The sequence below is a fragment of the Blautia sp. HCP3S3_H10_2 genome, from assembly GCF_052122375.1.
In the GTDB taxonomy this organism is placed as follows: domain Bacteria; phylum Bacillota; class Clostridia; order Lachnospirales; family Lachnospiraceae; genus Blautia_A.
Genome location: NZ_JBQKCL010000003.1, coordinates 303,677 through 320,580 on the forward strand (window position 1 = coordinate 303,677; position 16,904 = coordinate 320,580).

A 16,904-nucleotide genomic window follows, 5' to 3' on the forward strand; every position below is an offset into this window, starting at 1 on the left:
CGTATTTGTTTATAAAAATACCGCAGCTTTAAGCAATTATTTTCCATGTAAACAAACGTATATGATTGGAGGTATGACACTATATGTTACTTAATATTTTTATAGGAATACTGATTGTTGTTTCCATCGCTGTTGGTCTTTGGATGGCGTGGTATGACAGTCGTGGAGGAAAGAAATGATAGCACAGATTTTAGCAGTAATTATTTTCCTGGCGATGTTCATTCTGATCATCACAGAAGTCTGGGAAAGACATATTGTTACCTTGGGATGTGCTGTTCTTACACTGGTTCTCGTATTTGGACTTTGTATGCACAGCCCTTCCGCAATTATTGAAACCCTGAATATACATAGTATATTTTCTACTGGATTCTGGCACACAGCTGGTGAGGCCAGCGAAGCTTCCGCCGGAATCAACTGGGAGACCATCGTGTTCATCGCTGGTATGATGATCATGGTGGAAGGAATGGCAAACTCCGGATTTTTCCGCTGGTTATGTATGAAAATCGCGAAAATGGTTAAATACCAGATCATCCCGATCTTCATCACATTTATGCTCCTGTCCTTTGTACTTGCCATGTTCATTGACAGTATCACCGTAATCCTGTTCCTGGCAGCAGTTACTGTAGAGCTGTCGCAGCTTTTGAAATTTAATCCGGTACCGATGATCCTTGCAGAGATCTTCTGTGCCAACCTTGGTGGATCCGCTACCATGTGCGGAGACCCGCCGAACATTATCATCGGAACATCCCTTGGATTTTCCTTTGCTGACTTTGTGACAAATACAGGTCTGATCGCAGTTGTAGCACTGGTATTGGTTGTAATCTATTTCTATTTTATTTTCCGCAAAGAGCTGACTGAGAATGCAGGAAAGATTGATCCATCCACATTGCCGGATCCGGAAGAGGCAATTGTGAGCAAGAGAGGCTTTACAATCAGCTGTGTTATCTTCCTTTGCGCAGTTGTTCTTCTGGTAACTCATTCACAGACTGGTCTTACCGTATCCTGTATCGGTGTATTTATCGCAGCTGTGACACTGATCACATCCGGAAAAGATGCACTGGATCTTCTGAAAAAGGTTGATTACAAGACTCTGCTGTTCTTTGTAGGACTTTTTGTAGTAGTCGGTGGTCTGGAGCAGACTGGTATCCTTACTATCCTGGCTGGATTTATCGGTAAGGTAAGCGGCGGTAACCTGAAGGTTATGATCGCGATCATCATCTGGGTATCGGCTATCGCCAGCGCATTTATTGACAACATTCCGTTTGCAGCTACCATGATCCCGGTTATCGATAGTCTGGCAGCAGCACAGGGAATTGATATTTCCATTCTGGCATGGGCTCTTGCAATGGGTACTGACATTGGCGGAAGTGCTACTCCGATCGGAGCTTCTGCAAACGTAGTTGGTATTGCAACAGCTGCGAAGAGTGGTCACATGATCAAATGGGGCAAATATTGTAAGGCTATGGCACCTGCTACGATTCTGGTAGTCCTTGTTTCCATGCTGATGATTTACGCAAGATATTTATAATTTCAGGTGACTGTTCAGCGCTTGTTCTGTTATGAGAAAATAGCAAAGCGGATCATAAATATCCGTTTAATGCCAGGGATATCTGCAAAAAAGCAGGTAGCTCCGGCTAGAAGGGAGGATACCATGAAACCACAGAAACAGGTGATCATTTCCATCGGACGAGAGTTCGGAAGTGCAGGACATGAGATCGCAGAGCGAATCGCGAAACGCTACGGTCTTTCCCTGTACGATCACAATCTTTTAAGAGAGGTGGCAGACAGCCATAATGTAAAGACTGAAGAGCTTGAAATCTTTGACGAGATGAAGCATAACAAATTCCTTTACCGTACTGTTAAGGGAATGAGCAGTTCTCCGGCAGATAACGTAGCTCTTATGCAGTTTAATTTCCTTCGTGAGAAGGCAGATAAAGGCGAGTCCTTCGTAGTTGTTGGACGATGCTCCGAGACGATCCTGAAGGATTACCCAAGCCTGATCTCCATTTTTATTCTTGGTGATATGGAGCATAAGGTAGCGCGTGTAGCCCGCCTTTATGGAAAATCAGACAAAGAAGCAGAGCGCTTTATCAAAGAGAAAGACAGAAAGAGAAAGAAATACCACGACAGCCACTGCAATTCCAAATGGTCAGAGGCACATACTTATGACCTGAGCCTGAACAGCAGTACACTGGGCGTGGAAGGAAGCGTTGAATTTTTGTCTGAGTATATTGACAAAAGGATATCGAGAATGAAATAATAAGATTAATGACAAAGGTTCTGCCAGGACGCATGGGAGTGTCATGGCAGGACCTTTGTGTATACAAAAGGGCTAGAGCGTGTTTGAAAAATCATTCCTGCAATCTGCGCGCCCCACTTTGCGGTATATTTTGCCCTCTTTCAGTCAGCGTAGCCCGCTACGCCTCCCTCAATCGGACAAAATCTCCCACAAATTGTGACGCACATCTTGCAGAAAGCCTTTTTCAAACACGCTCTAAAAATGGTAAGAGAGAAAATAAGCCATTGGGAAGCTTTTGTATTTGAAAAGGATGAGAAGGAGAACGACATGTTTCTTGAAAAAAACAGAGACCGGATAGAAAAAGACTTTGAAGATTTTTCCAGGGAACTGCCCCAGAAAGCCGAAGAAATAAAGAAAAGAATGGAAGCCCTAAACGCAGATATTGTGATTGGAATGAAATATCTGTACAGCAATATGCCTTACAGCGACGTAGGTAATTACACTTTTGATACCTACCTGGATTATGTGCAGCAGGGAATCTGTCTATGGGAAAATTCCCCTTATGTGAAGAAATACCCGGAGCTTTATTTCCTGAACTATGTGCTGTTTCATCGGACAAATGACGAGGAAATCAAGCCCTGCCGTACTTTTTTCTGGGAAAAGATAAAGGAGCGTATTCAGGGCATGAATATGATGGAAGCAGCGCTGGAGATCAATCACTGGTGTGCCGGGGAAGTAATGTATCAGGGTACAGATATGCGGACCGGTTCTGCACTGGAGATTTACAGAAGTGGAGTCGGACGCTGTGGAGAGCAGGCTGTTTTTGTAGTAAATGTACTGCGAAGCGCGGGAATCCCAGCCAGAATGGTGTATGTACCAAGGTGGTCCCATCGTGATGATAATCATGCCTGGGTGGAAGTCTGGTGCGATGGCGACTGGCATTATCTGGGAGCCTGTGAGCCAGAACCAGTTCTGGATAAGGGGTGGTTTACAGGTGAGGTATCAAGAGCGATGATGATCTGCTCCAGATGGTACGACCGGGCGATGCCTGATGAAGAAGTAATCGGCAAGGTGGGAATGAATCGCATTCTGAACCTTCTTGGAAGATATGCAAAGACCAGGCGGATCACCATCCAGGTGGAAGATCTGGATGGAATGCCGGCAGCGGGAGCAAAAGTGCAGGCTGAAGTGATGAATTACGGTGGATTTTCCCCGGTGGCACAGATGCTGACAGATGAAAATGGATGCATTTCTTTTGAAACCGGGCTGGGCAGCTTATTGATCTGCGCTGTTTATGAGGGAGCTTACGGGGAAAAGGTAGTTGATACAAGAGAAGCAGAGCGCTTTGTGTGTACCCTTGGCGAAGAGTATGCAGATGAGCTGTGGGTGGATTTCGATATGAATGCGCCGGAAGAAAACTGCCAGACCAGCTGGGCTGTTTCCAAAGAGCAGGAGAATGAAAATAATCTCCGCGTAGCTGCAGAAGCAGAACATTGCCGTGAAAAAATTGAGAAATTCCAGCCACTGTGGAAGCGTTGCCTGTTTGGTCATACCCTGGAAGAAGTGGAACCTATGATGGCTGTTTTGTCAGAGAAAGACAGGAGGGATGCTTTTCCAGAAGTACTGGAGGGACATTATCAGGAGGCGTCCGTTTACCGGGAATTTAACCCGGACGAGATTTACATTCCTTATGTATGGAATCCACGTGTAGAAAATGAGGTCCTGACGAAGTGGAGAAAGAAAATTCTTGGCTACTTTGACAAAAAGCAGCGGGACGCTTTTGAGGCGGATCCAAAGAGAATCTGGACCTGGATCCAGGAAAATATTTCCGTGCGAAATGACAAAGAACATCTGACTGCATATACCACTCCGGGAGCAGCCCTGGATCTGAAAATTGCGGGAGAGAAGTCCCAGAAGGTATTGTTTGTGGCGATCGCAAGATCCCTTGGAATTCCGTCCCGTCTTAGCCCAACTGATGGAGCGATTGAATACTGGGATGGAATGAAATTTGTAGCGGTACTTGAAAAGAGCCGCAAGGAAGCCCATCTGGTCGTTATTGCAGAAAAAAGTGAGGACTGGGTTTATCATCAGAACTGGACACTGGCAGTAACAGATGGACAGGGATATCTCACACTGGATTTCGGCGAATGTACATGGAAAGATGGAAAGCTGGAACTGGATATCATGCCTGGTGATTACCGGATTCTCACCGGAAGCCGTCTGCCAGATGGGAATATCCTAGGGAAAAGATATGATTTCCATATAGAAAAGAATGAAGTGAAAAAGGTGGAACTGGAGCTTCGCGTGAGGTAAAGTGCATGAACAGAGACCAGATCAAATATATAGCTATGTTTACCATGCTGCTGAATCACATTGCGAACATATTCCTGAAACCAGGCACAATCCTTTTCGAGGTGATGGTGGATATTGGCTATTTTACAGCCATTACCATGTGCTATTTCCTGGTGGAAGGTTACGGATACACCCATTCAAAAGAGAGCTACGGTAAGCGGTTGCTTTTGTTTGCTATAATCTCAGAAATTCCGTTTTGCCTGGCGTTTACAGAAGAAGGAATTATCAGCTTCGTAAGCATGAATATGATATTTACCCTGTTTCTGTGTTTTCTGATCCTTTATGTCCGGGAAAAGCTTCCTGCGGGCACTCGCCAGACGCTTGTTATATGGGGGCTGGTGCTGGCTTCGGCATACAGCGACTGGGCAATTCTGGCACCAATTTTTACCTGGTGGTTTGCAGTATGCAGGGACAGGTCGGTACAAACTGGATCAGTTGCTGGGAAAAACGTTGGCAGTTTACCAGAAAAAGAACGCAGAGAAAAACTGTGGGGTGTTTTCGGAAAAGCTATGCTGCTTTTCGGCATTTTAAGCTTTATAGAAAATATAGAAAACATGCCACCAGCTATGAGCTTGCTCCGGGCACTGGGGGCTGTTCTGGGAATTTTCCTGTCGGGGCTTTGCATCATTTATCTGTACAATGGCAGACGGGCTGTGAAGGGCAGGAATTTTTCAAAGTGGTTTTTCTATATTTTTTATCCGGCACATTTGCTGGTGCTGGGGATTTTGCGGGTGATTTGCAGATAGGGGATATTATGGTTTGAATTTCAGACACAGTGTTTCGGAAATTTGCCATGGCAGCCTGCAGAAAAACTTGTGCAGCCAAAACGACTGTGTTAAAATACAAATAACTGGCTCTGACAGTTTCAAATAGAGTAAGATTTTAGGGGCAAAGTAATTTGCCCCTTCTATTATATTGTAAGAAGGATTTTCAAACACGTTTAGTACCAAAAGCGTGTTGCAAATAGAAAGGACACAACCTATGTTTCATGTAATTCCGGGCAATTTTTTTGTCCCATTGTCCTCACCCAACCGGATCGTATACTGGGAGTGCATCAGCCGGCTTTTTTCCATAATGGAGCATCAGCTTTCCTTTGGCGTGGAAAGAAATGTACTGGTAGACGAACTGGAATTTTATTTTGACCAGGAAAATGCGGCGCAGCTGGTAGAAGAGGAATTCGAGTCCAGCGACAGCAGAAGCCGGGCAAACGGCATTCTCCGTCGCCTGGAATATTACGGCTGGATCGAAGTGGAGACAGATAAAAGCTATGTGCAGCGCGTGAATTTCAAAGAATACGCGGTGAAAGTGATCAAGACGCTGCTGGATATCGCAGACGGTAAACAAATTGAATATCAGGGCTATATTTATACCATTTACAGCCTGGTGCGGGGAAATATGGACAAGCCTGGAATTGTGCTTATGCAGATCTGGGAAAACACAGATTATCTGATCACCGGTCTTAAGAACCTGAATTCCAATATCAAGCATTATATTGACGATCTGACCAGACACAGAACAGTGGCAGAAATTATGGATGCCCTGTTTAATGACTACATTACGAACATTGTGGACAAAGCCTATCACCGTCTTCTGACCTCGGACAATGTCTCCAAGTTCAGACCGGAGATCATCGAAAGGCTGGAGAGTAAGAGCCGTAATGAAGGTTTTCTGGAAAACGCAGCGGCAGAAATCGCTGCAATCCGTGAAGTCTCCATAGAAGAAGGACGGGAGATGACTTACCGCTATCTTCATGAGATCATAGAAGCCTTTCGCAACATGGATGAGATTCTGCAGGAAATCAACCAGAAAAACACCCAGTATCAGCGTGCAGCCATTAACCGTGCCAAGTTTCTCCTTGCAGGAAATGAGGACGTACGTGGCCAGCTGAAGGAGATTCTTATGGGCATTAATGAGGAAATCAACCGGGAAAATATGGACCTTGGCGGAATATACCGTATTGATTTTCTGGACGACCTGGTGCGAATTTACCAGTGCGCGATCCTGGAGCAGAGCTCTCTTTATCTGGCCGTGGAAGGCAAGCGTGAATTTACGCCGGCCAGCGTGGATATGGCAGAACCGGACGAAGAACTTCGCAGGGAAAAAATGAGAAGAATGGCGGAGAAGATCCAGAAGGTCATCAGTGTGGAAAAAATCCAGACCTATGTCAATCACCAGCTGGAAGGAAAAGAGGAAATGGAAGCCAGCCAGCTTCCTCTTAATAATGAAGATGATTTTATCAAACTGATCTATGTGCGCCTTTACGGTCAGCGTAAAAAGATGGGTTATACAGTAGAGACACTGGAAGAACGGGAAGTAAACGGATACCGGTTCAAAGATTTTCGGATACGGAGGAAAGAAAATGGAATTTCTGGAAGGAATGCTGCAAAAGGACAAGGATAATTTCGGCAGAGTCTGCAACCGCCTTCTGGGAACCTGCTTTTTGTGCAAGGGCAACCAGAATACCAGAGGTGACTATTATTTTGTGCTGAAATACAGAAAAGAATTTAAAGAATACCTGGGAGTCCTGGGGTATCGTCTTGAAATAAATGAGGAATATGGAGTGATCCAGCTGACCAGTCCAAGGGGCTATAACCGAATGAACCTGAAGCTTTACGACTCCATTGTTCTTCTTATTCTGAGAATCCTTTATGATGAGAAAAAGCGGGAGCTCTCTGCAATTGAAGAAGTGATCGTAAATCTTGGGGATATTCAGGATAAGTTCCTGAGCCTGAAGATCCGGGACAAGATCATTGACAAAACAACCATGCGTAATGCCCTTAGTCTGTTCCGCAGATACCAGATCGTGGAGCTGCTGGATAAGGATATGGGAGATGAGGAATCCAGAGTCCTGATCTACGATTCCATATTAATGGCGGTGCGTGTAGAGGACATTAAGGCTGCATATGAGAAGCTGGAGACATACAGAAAGGGAAAGAATACTAACGATGAAGAAACTGACGAGGATGAAGCTGATTAACTGGCACAGGTTCAATAACTGTACCATAGATTTTGGAGATTCCACTCTTTTGTCTGGTGAGAACGGTGCTGGAAAATCCACTCTCCTGGATGCGATCCAGTTTGTGATTATCTGTTCTGCCAGCAATTTCAACAAGGCTGCGCATGAAAACGGCAAGCGTAAACTCTCGGGATATATCCGCTGTAAATCTGGAAAAGAGAACCAGCCATACCAGCGTACCGGTGAGATCAGTGCCCATGTAGCACTGGAATTTTATGAGGAAAGCAAAGACCGGTATTTTATTCTGGGAGCCGTGGTGGATTCCGCTTCCGAAGAGCAGGAGACCACAGTGCGTTATCTGATAGAGAATACAAGGCTTTCAGACGACCTTTTCCTGTATGGAAACCAGGTGAAATCCATTGCCGAATTCCGTGCCTCTAATATTGATATCCGCCAGTGGTGCAAGACCCAGGTGGAGGCCCGCAAAATGGTCACAGCAAGGCTTGGAAGAATCGAGGATAAGTTCTTCCGGCTGATTCCTAAAGCCCTTGCATTTAAGCCCATAGATGATATTAAGGACTTCGTTTATTCCTATGTGCTGGATGAAAAAGAGGTCAATATTGATGTGCTCCGGGAAAATGTGCGCACTTATCAGGATATGGAGCGTACCCTGGATAATGTGAAAAAACGGATGAAAAAGCTGGAAAATATTGAAAGTCTGTATCAGCGTGTGCAGGAGCGCATTGAGAAGGATAAGATGTATGAATACTTCCTGAAGCGCAGCAATTTGGACCTTGTGGAAGGGCAGTTAAGGAGCACGGATACGGCGAAAAAGAATGAAGAAATCCGCCTTTCACAGGCCCAGACTCAGTTGGAAATGCTTCAGAAGGAGCGGAACGAGAAGCAGGAAATGGCTACCAATATCCGTGTAGAGCTGCGCCATAACCAGGAATTTGTAGCCCTTGAAGAAGAGAAAAAGGAACTGGCAAGACTCTGGGACAAAGAGAAAAATGCCCTTGCGGAAGAGGCAGAATTGAAGAAAAGCGTGGTACAGGCTGCAAGAAACTGCGAAGATTTGTTGAAGGCTGTGCAGGAGCAATCACTGCATGGGGAAAATGCAGGCGCATCTGTGGAGGATACAGATTTCCTGACTTGTATCAGGGAATACCGTCAGCAGCTCCAGCTTCTGGAAAAGGAGGGGAATACTGCCCAGCTGAGAAGCCTTACCGATGATGTGATCCATTACAAACAGAAACATTTCGGAGAACTGCAGGGAGAGCTGGCCAGACAGCAGATTGAGCTGAACCAGAACCGTACAGAGCTGGAAAAACTGAATAAAAAAATCAATAAACTGAACCGCAAAAAGCTTACATATCCATCTGGGGTAGAGCTTCTTGTGGAAACTGTCCGGGAGGAATTTGAGCATCTGGGAAGAGAAATCCAGCCAGGAATCCTTTGCGAAATGCTGGAAATCCAGGACGAAGAATGGCGGAATGCAGTGGAAGGTTACCTGAATACACAGCGTTTTTATGTGCTTGTAGAGCCAGAAAGCTTTGACATTGCACTTGGCATTTATGACCGTCTGCGCCGGGAGAAAAAAGTGTATGGAGTAGGTCTTATCAACACCAGAGACCTGGAAAATTATAACACTGCACTGGCAGGAACCCTTGCAACCATGGTGACGTCCCAGAACAAATACGCCCGCCAGTATTGCAACATGATCCTTGGAAAAGTACAGATGTGTGAGGACTATGAAGATCTGAAAAAGTACTCTATTTCTATTACCAAAGGCTGTATGAGATACCAGAACCGGGTGGCAAGTGCCATTAAACCGGAGGTATTTAAGGTTCCTTTTATTGGAAAAAACGCGTTCAAGGTACAGCTGGCACAGGCGGAAGAAGAGCTTAAGAAGCTTAGTGAAATCATAGAAAATCAGAAGAGTCAGCAGAATAAGACCATGGAGATTCTGGGGCTTCTTTCTACGGAATGCGATGTGGATATCAAGTACCGCCTGGATGTGATCAATACCCTTCGCATGGTGAAAAAAGCCATTTCCAAATGTGAAGAGAACATCCGGAAGCTGAAAGAAAATTCCACATTGATCCAGAAGCAGATACAGCTGGAGGAACTGGATAAGGTATTAAGGGGACTGGAGCAGTCGATCAGCTCTGATACAGAAAAAATAGGTGGAATGCGAACAAGAATTCAGGATCTTATTGCCAGGAAGCAGGCACTTCTGGAAAAACAGGTCACAGATAAAGCGGCAGTAATTTCCCTTGGAGAAGAGGCAGGCAATATCTTAAACAGCTGGAATACAGAATATGAAAAGGCTCTGGGAACAAGACCAATTGAGCAGTTCCAGAGTGAATATTTCTATAGACAGCCTTCTAATAAAAGAAAATATAATAGTGACAGGTGCCAGATCGCGAAAGATGCAATGGTAAATGCCATGGTAGAATACAAAACAGAGCATGACTTTGGCGCGGCGGCTACTCTGGAGGGATTCCCGGAATTTGCAGCAGTTTATGAAAGGCTGAAGAACTCGGAACTTCTTGATTATGAAGAGAAAGTGCAGTCTGCACGTGAGGCTGCAGAAACGGAATTCCATGAGCAGTTCCTGGCAAAGCTGCAGGAGAACATGAAGCTGGCACAGGGTGAGTTTAAGGAGCTGAACAAGGCATTAAAGGGCATTGATTTCAGCAGTGAACGTTATGAATTCCAGTTTATGCCAAGCAAGAAATACCGCAGCTATTACGAGATGATCATGGATGATTTTAATGTAACCCAGGGAGAATCCCTGTTTTCAGGAATCTTCCATGAGGCGCATAAGGATGTAATCGAGGAGCTGTTTGAGCGTCTTTCCTTAAGTGGTGAAAACAGTGCGCAGACACTGGATGAGTTTACGGATTACCGTACTTATATGGATTATGATATCAAGATCATCCACAATGATGGAAGTTATTCTTATTATTCTAAGGTATGTGAAGAGAAGAGTGGTGGAGAGACACAGACCCCGTTCTATGTGACCGTTGCAGCGTCTTTTGTACAGCTTTACAGTAACAATATTGGCGGCGAGGCAGCCGGACTGGTGTTATTTGATGAGGCATTTAACAACATGGATGACGAACGAATCGGCGGTGTTCTGGAATTTCTGCGCCGTCTTCCGTTGCAGCTTATTATTGCTGCGCCGCCGGATAAGATCCAGTATATTGGCCCGGCTATGGATGAGATCATGCTTGTTATGACAGACCAGAAGCGCAGTTATGTGGAGGAATATCATAATGCAGTATGACAGGCTGCTGCTGAATAATCTGATGGATTCCTATGAAAAAAGTCTGCTTTCTTCCGGGAAAAATAAGGTTCAGATTCGGATTGCCATGACTTTTTCCAAAAGAAATCTGCTGGAATATTTTGATGAAAGTTCCATGGTTTATGAGGAAATCCATGTGGCTGCGAATGAACTGGAAAAGCGCGGATTCCTTACGATTCAGTGGAAAAACAGGAAAACGGGAACCATTATTGAGAAGATTATTCTCAATGCCGAAAAGGTGGACGAGATCTATCAATACCTTGGGCGGACTCCGAAAGCGGATGATGAGAAGCTGACAAGGGAGATTCTGGAAGAATATCTGACAAAATCCTGTTCTCCGAATGTATTTCAGCAGCGTTCAGGCTCAAAAAAGTCAGTGCAGCAGTTTGCAGGAAATGTAAATTGCAGTGCATATTTTGATGATGATTTTCCAAAAGACCGCACGGGGATAACAGAAAATTTTGTCCACTATCTCCTGCAACGTCTGGATTTGGGAAAATCAGTAAAAGAATATATTGATATCTCGGATCAGGCAGAGACCAGAGATTTGCTAAGAGTTCTGAAAGCAATTGAAGGAAATCAGAAGGAATCATATATCCGTGAATTTTCTATAGAACATCTGGGAGATTCGAAAAAGCTGGAAAATATGCTGGGGCTGATTGGCAAGATTATGCGTAGATTTGGCAGCGGATATGAGGATATGGGAACAGAGGAAATTCTGGCTGAGTATCAGATTTACCATACGCCAAACTATGTGTATTTTAAAGGAGATTGCTGCCTGATAAAAAACGCATGGGATATAGAAAAGAAAACGATTCAGATAGAGGCTGGCTTGGAAGAAGATAATCTGGAAAGCTGTGCTGCGGTAGAAACTGAATTGGAGAAAAAGAGGTTATCAGATAATAAACTATACATTAACCTTTCGGCATTGCAACAGGGGATTGGCATTTCTGGAGAAGATATCGAAAGCTTATGTTTGTCCGAAACTTCCCATATTAAACAGGTGATCACAATTGAAAATCTGACCACTTTTTACCGCTGGAACGAGCCGGGCAGTATTTTAATTTATCTTGGCGGTTATCACAATCAGGTGCGCCGGAATCTTTTACAGATGATCTATCAGCAGCTTCCTAATGCGAAATATCTTCATTTTGGAGATATTGATGTGGGCGGCTTTGAGATATATCTTGATCTTTGCAGGAAAACCGGCATTCCATTTCAGCTGTACCACATGGGAATCCAGGAGCTGAAAAAGTATGCGAAATATGGCAGAAAGCTTACAGAGAATGACAACCGACGGTTAGATAAATTGTTGGAGAAAATAGAAAGAAGAACAGCCGAAAAGATGCCGGATAAAGCAATTGGAAAAACAGCGGAAAAAATGCCGAATAAAGTAATAGAAAAAACGTTTGGTGAAATATCTGCGCAAATTCAGGAAAATCCTGCAGATAGCAGTTGCCAGGAAATTGCCGGGGTATTAAAATATATGAAAATAACGCAGCTGAAACTGGAGCAGGAGTGCATGAATCTACGTGATTTTATCGACTGATTCTGTGTATCTGGAAAACAGCCGCAAAAAGGAGGTACCATATATGACTACATTGGAAATTCTGGACCGTCTTCAGTGTGATGCCCTGAAAGATGGCGAGCTTCGGAAGAAGCTTTTGTCAACCCGTTTGGAAAAGGATCCTCTCACTGTTTTTTGCAGGCTGTGCAGGAGTCTTGGTTATGAACTCTATGAAATGGATCTGGTATCTGCGGGAGAAGATTTCTATGCGACCATGCGTCGTAGTACTAATGGTGGTGGGGAGAATTCTCCTAAGCTGGAGGGGGAAGACGATTTCTACGAGCTTCTGATGGCAAGCCTGGAGGCTGCGGAGAAAAATTAAATAGCAAGAAACGGAGCATGAAAATGGATGAATTAACAACGCTGCAGAAGCAGTTATTCGAATTACAGGATTTAAAATACCGTGATTTCCACAGCAAATTAATGCCCGGGACAGACATAGAAGCAGTCATCGGAATCCGTATTCCGGTGCTTCGGAAATTTGCGAAAAAATTTGCGAAAACTCCAGAGGCAGAAGCCTTCCTACAGCAGCTTCCTCATCAATTTTATGAGGAAAACAACCTTCATATGATGCTGATCACCGAAATAAAAGATTACCAGACCTGTATGAGGGAGATAAAAAGATTTCTTCCCTATATAGACAACTGGGCTACCTGTGATTTCTCAGAGCCAAAATGCTTTCGGGCACATAAAGCCGAGGTGCTGGCTGAGGTAAAAAACTGGATCCGCTCGACGGAAACCTACACTATTCGTTACGGAATCGGTATGCTTATGCGCCTTTTCCTGGATGAAGACTTTTCTCCGGAATACCTGGAACTGGCAGCAGGAGTAAAATCGCAGGAATATTATGTAAACATGATGATCGCCTGGTACTTTGCAACGGCACTTGCGAAACAATGGGATGCCACAGTTCCCTATATTGAACAGCATAAGTTATCTGACTGGGTACATAGAAAGACCATTCAGAAGGCCGTAGAAAGCTACCGGATCACACCAGAACAGAAGGTGTACCTGAAAAGCTTCCGATAAAAAATTGAGACAGTTTATAATATGTCAAATAAAGTGCGTGTATTTTTTGGCTTTTAATAATGGAAAAAAGGATTAAAATATAAAAGAAAAAGCAGTTGATTGGTGAATGTGATCACGGATCAGCTGCTTTTTCAGTACTTACTTTTTAGCGGAAGCTCTTCAGCCAGTTAACCAAAGAATCATGCCAGATATTATCATAAACGGTTTTCTTCATCTGGTCAGTGACCGGACCGTTATTTGCCATCTTGGCGAGGATTCCGGCCTGGAGTTCTTCTACAGTCATATCCTCCGGACGTTTGGACCAGTCTACGGTGATTTCGGATTTCTCAGAATCGGTAGGCTGGATACTTGAAGAAACTGTAGTTTGTGCCTGGGCAGTTTCATTTGAATTAGTCTGTATCTGTGAATTTTCCTCCGAAACAAGTGCATTCGCATTTACGTCATTCTGTTCAGTTTTCTGTCCTGCTTCCTGCTCTGCGACTGTGGCAGCAGCCTCTGCTTTTGCTTTTTCTGCATCGGTCAATTCAGATTTTTCAGCTTCTGCCTTTTCCGGCATTTTTCCATTCATTTCTACAGGTTTATATTCTGGCATATCACCTGCCGGAACCCAGATATTTCCGCTGTTTCCGGCAACAGATATATTGATACGGCCGTTTTCTACCGGTACTTTTTCACCAGTCAGGGTGCCAACATATTCTGCTGCGTTTCCAGCAGGTAAACTCATGGAAGAAGCATTATCATCATTATTTACGGTCACGATCACACGCACGCCATCGAGATCACGGGCGAAAGCGTACTGACGGTTGGTGAGCATCAGCTCAGCATAGCTTCCGTAATTCAGTGCTGGTGTATTCTGGCGTACTTTTCCAAGGGCTGCAACAAGTGCTGTGCATGGATTTTTCTCTATGGCATCCTTGTAATCATCGAGATTCAGTGCCGGCCGCAGGCTGTCATCAGAAGTTCGTTCTTTGCGTCCCTCGATTCCGAATTCAGAACCATAATAAATACTTGGCACACCTGGAAGTGTGTAAAGAAGTACATGGACAGGAGCGAAATGTGCCTTGTTGGAAAGCTTGGTGTAAATACGCTCCACATCATGGTTGTCCACGAAATTGTAAAGATCAAGATCGCCCATGTTCTGCAGATATTTCACAGTGTGTGCAATCTCGAAATAGTTGTGGTCATTATGACCGCTGTAAAGGGCTTTATGGAGGGCATAGTTGGTAACACTGTGAAGAGTGCTGCCGTTTACCCAGCGGCTGTAATCTCCGTGGATTACCTCACCCATCAGCCAGAAATCAGGTTTCACTTCTTCAGCAGTGCGGCGGAGCTGTTTCATGAAATCAAAATCCAGAACGTCCGCAGCATCAAGACGGATACCGTCTACATCGAACTCGGAAACCCAGAAACGGATCACATCACAGATGTAATTCTGCACCTCAGGATTGCGCTGGTTTAATTTTACCAGAAGGTTATAGCCGCCCCAGTTTTCATAGGAAAAACCGTCGTTATACTCGGTATTTCCGGAAAAATTCACATTACAGTACCAGTTTACATAAGTCGAATGCTCGCGCTTCTCCTGAATATCCTTAAATGCGAAAAAGTCACGCCCAGTGTGGTTGAATACGCCGTCAAAAATAACTTTAATCCCTTTTTCATGACAGGTGGCAACGAAATTTTTCAGATCTTCGTTGTCCCCCAGACGGGAATCCAGCTTCCGGTAATCTGTAGTTTCGTAACCATGTCCCACACTTTCAAATAAAGGACCTATATATAATGCGGTGCATCCGATTTCTTTGATATGGTCGATCCATGGAAGAAGAGTATTCAGTCTGTGAACAGGCTGTCCATAATCATTCTGCTTCGGTGCGCCGGTTAAACCCAGTGGATAAATGTGATAAAAAACTGCTTCGTTATACCAACTCATGTCTGTCACCTCTGTTGTTAAAATAAATTTTTATGCTCAACATCCTATATAATAGCAGATTTGGGCAGTTTATTCCATATAAAAATGAGATGGTTATTGTTCACTTCATTCACAGCAACATGCTTCGCGATGCACAGAGATCATGCTTTCGCATGATTTCGCGCCGTAAATTCAAAAGGGCTAAAATTTTACTACACTGTAGTTTTTTTAATAGAAGATTTGGTACAATGCTGTCAAAAGAGAAAGCGAAATGACGGGATATGCTTAAAAATTGTAATAGAAGATTCCAACGAAAAAAATGATTCCTGTTCATGTGATTAAGGAAAGAAATGTTGTGGAAAGAAATTGTTCTATAATAATGGAGGACGTTCACGTTGAAAAATAAAAAATGGAAAAAGTTCCAGAATCTTACTGACAAATGCCATAGTAATATGATTGGTTTTAGTGAAGATAGCAGAATTGGAAAAACTGGAGGATGATATGGATTACGCATATGATATTTCAGGATGGCTGGACGACTGTCTGGATGAAATGGATATGCGTGAAGAGTACGAAAACCTTTTAAAAATGTGCGAAGACTTATTGAATTTGTTTGGCTGGCCAGAGTACACTGGTTCAGATTTGAAACTGCGTAAAATATTTGCGTTGCTGCATCTTGGAAGAAAAGAAGAGGCTGGCCACTTTTTCGAAAGAATGATATTATTTTTACTGCCGCTTCTAAGTTTTATGAAAAGACTGGAAATAAAAAGGCGAAGAAGCAGATTGATAAAGCTTTGGATGAATATGAAAAATACCTGGAGCGGTATTTTGCGGGAATGGAAAATGACGAGTTCGATTTTGCTGATGAGGACTTCCATTTAATTGATCAGGTAAAGTTATGTCTTGGATTTTTTTGAGAAAAAGGATTTTGGAATCAGAGTTACGCTTACATTGGGTGAACCTTCGGGGCGGTTTCATTTTGGGTAAAATCACAAGCCTGCTCATTTATAGTTTTCATATAATTATATTGCCTCTGCATACACTGTAAAAACAGCGTCTTCGGAGGCATTTCTTTTGAAAGAGTATATTGAGGAACGGGCAGTGGAAATTGGAAATTATATTGTGGAAACAAGAGCGACGGTACGTCAGACTGCGAAAAGATTCGGGATAAGTAAGAGCACGGTACATAAAGATGTAACCAGTCGTTTGATGAGCTTAAATCCAGCACTAGCCAGACAGGCGAGAGCAGTTCTGGATGTAAATAAGTCAGAACGGCATATTAGAGGAGGCATGGCAACGAGGGAGAAATATTTACATCAACATAATAAGTAGTAAAACTTTTTGAAAAAGCGTTTTGAAGTACACCATATGAACAATTTGTAAAAAAGGTACACAAAATAGACACCAAAAATGGTGCACAAAAAATATTGAAACTTTTTGTAAAAAATGCTTGACGATTCCTTGCGACAGTGGTATAGTAAACAAGCTGTCACAAGGAATTGCTTCTGAAACACTGAAAAATAAAACAGTTTTCAGAAAATTTAA

Annotated in this window: 13 protein-coding genes and 2 pseudogenes; 13 read left to right on the forward strand and 2 right to left on the reverse strand. The window is 43.6% G+C overall.

Translation table 11 applies throughout. From position 1 onward, the window contains the following. Positions 1–175: 175 nt before the first annotated feature. Both ACTQWB_RS04770 and ACTQWB_RS04775 read left to right on the forward strand, forming a co-directional pair. On the forward strand, positions 176–1,528 hold the full coding sequence (locus ACTQWB_RS04770) for an SLC13 family permease (protein WP_441500620.1): 1,353 nt from the start codon (positions 176–178) through the stop codon (positions 1,526–1,528). Between the two features lie 123 nt (positions 1,529–1,651). Further along, a complete protein-coding gene (locus ACTQWB_RS04775) occupies positions 1,652–2,260 on the forward strand; it encodes an AAA family ATPase (protein ID WP_441500621.1) in 609 nt (202 codons plus the stop codon). A 41-nt stretch (positions 2,261–2,301) separates the two neighbouring features. On the opposite strand, the pseudogene ACTQWB_RS04780 reads toward ACTQWB_RS04775, so the two are convergent. Beyond that, positions 2,302–2,466 (reverse strand): annotated as a pseudogene (locus ACTQWB_RS04780) (DUF6783 domain-containing protein). Between ACTQWB_RS04780 and ACTQWB_RS04785 the strand changes: the two are divergent. The 9 genes and pseudogenes from ACTQWB_RS04785 to ACTQWB_RS04825 form a co-directional block, all read left to right on the forward strand. After that, positions 2,404–2,544: pseudogene (locus tag ACTQWB_RS04785) on the forward strand (DUF6783 domain-containing protein); the annotation flags it as partial. The pseudogenes ACTQWB_RS04780 and ACTQWB_RS04785 sit on opposite strands and share 63 nt — an antisense overlap. 22 nt (positions 2,545–2,566) lie before the next feature. Then, a complete protein-coding gene (locus ACTQWB_RS04790) occupies positions 2,567–4,552 on the forward strand; it encodes a transglutaminase domain-containing protein (protein WP_441500622.1) in 1,986 nt (661 codons plus the stop codon). A gap of 5 nt (positions 4,553–4,557) precedes the next feature. After that, entirely contained in the window at positions 4,558–5,337 is a 780-nt protein-coding gene (locus ACTQWB_RS04795) for a TraX family protein (protein WP_441500623.1), read from the forward strand. 235 nt (positions 5,338–5,572) lie between these two features. Continuing rightward, on the forward strand, positions 5,573–6,991 hold the full coding sequence (locus ACTQWB_RS04800; protein ID WP_441500624.1) for a Wadjet anti-phage system protein JetA family protein: 1,419 nt from the start codon (positions 5,573–5,575) through the stop codon (positions 6,989–6,991). Beyond that, positions 6,951–7,568: a DUF4194 domain-containing protein gene (locus ACTQWB_RS04805; RefSeq protein ID WP_441500625.1), complete on the forward strand. Its 618-nt coding sequence runs from the start codon at positions 6,951–6,953 to the stop codon at positions 7,566–7,568. Before ACTQWB_RS04800 ends, ACTQWB_RS04805 begins: the two co-directional genes overlap by 41 nt. After that, entirely contained in the window at positions 7,537–10,839 is a 3,303-nt protein-coding gene (locus ACTQWB_RS04810; protein WP_441500626.1) for an ATP-binding protein, read from the forward strand. The genes ACTQWB_RS04805 and ACTQWB_RS04810 overlap by 32 nt, the downstream gene beginning before the upstream one ends. Beyond that, positions 10,829–12,406 carry a Wadjet anti-phage system protein JetD domain-containing protein gene (locus tag ACTQWB_RS04815; protein ID WP_441500627.1) on the forward strand — a complete coding sequence of 526 codons (1,578 nt, stop codon included), beginning with the start codon at positions 10,829–10,831 and terminating at the stop codon, positions 12,404–12,406. Before ACTQWB_RS04810 ends, ACTQWB_RS04815 begins: the two co-directional genes overlap by 11 nt. A 43-nt stretch (positions 12,407–12,449) precedes the next feature. After that, on the forward strand, positions 12,450–12,746 hold the full coding sequence (locus ACTQWB_RS04820; protein ID WP_441500628.1) for a hypothetical protein: 297 nt from the start codon (positions 12,450–12,452) through the stop codon (positions 12,744–12,746). Between the two features lie 23 nt (positions 12,747–12,769). After that, positions 12,770–13,453, forward strand: a complete 684-nt coding sequence (locus tag ACTQWB_RS04825) for a DNA alkylation repair protein (protein ID WP_441500629.1) — start codon at positions 12,770–12,772, stop codon at positions 13,451–13,453. A 145-nt stretch (positions 13,454–13,598) separates the two neighbouring features. Here the strand turns inward: ACTQWB_RS04825 and ACTQWB_RS04830 are convergent, their stop codons facing one another. Continuing rightward, positions 13,599–15,380: an alpha-amylase family glycosyl hydrolase gene (locus tag ACTQWB_RS04830; protein ID WP_441500630.1), complete on the reverse strand. Its 1,782-nt coding sequence runs from the start codon at positions 15,378–15,380 to the stop codon at positions 13,599–13,601. Between the two features lie 480 nt (positions 15,381–15,860). Here ACTQWB_RS04830 and ACTQWB_RS04835 point away from each other — a divergent pair, with 480 nt between their 5' ends. Together ACTQWB_RS04835 and spoIIID are read left to right on the forward strand one after the other, a co-directional pair. Continuing rightward, a complete protein-coding gene (locus ACTQWB_RS04835) occupies positions 15,861–16,241 on the forward strand; it encodes a hypothetical protein (protein ID WP_441500631.1) in 381 nt (126 codons plus the stop codon). Between the two features lie 192 nt (positions 16,242–16,433). Continuing rightward, positions 16,434–16,691: a sporulation transcriptional regulator SpoIIID gene (gene spoIIID / locus ACTQWB_RS04840; RefSeq protein WP_441500632.1), complete on the forward strand. Its 258-nt coding sequence runs from the start codon at positions 16,434–16,436 to the stop codon at positions 16,689–16,691. The last annotated feature ends 213 nt before the right edge of the window (positions 16,692–16,904 follow it).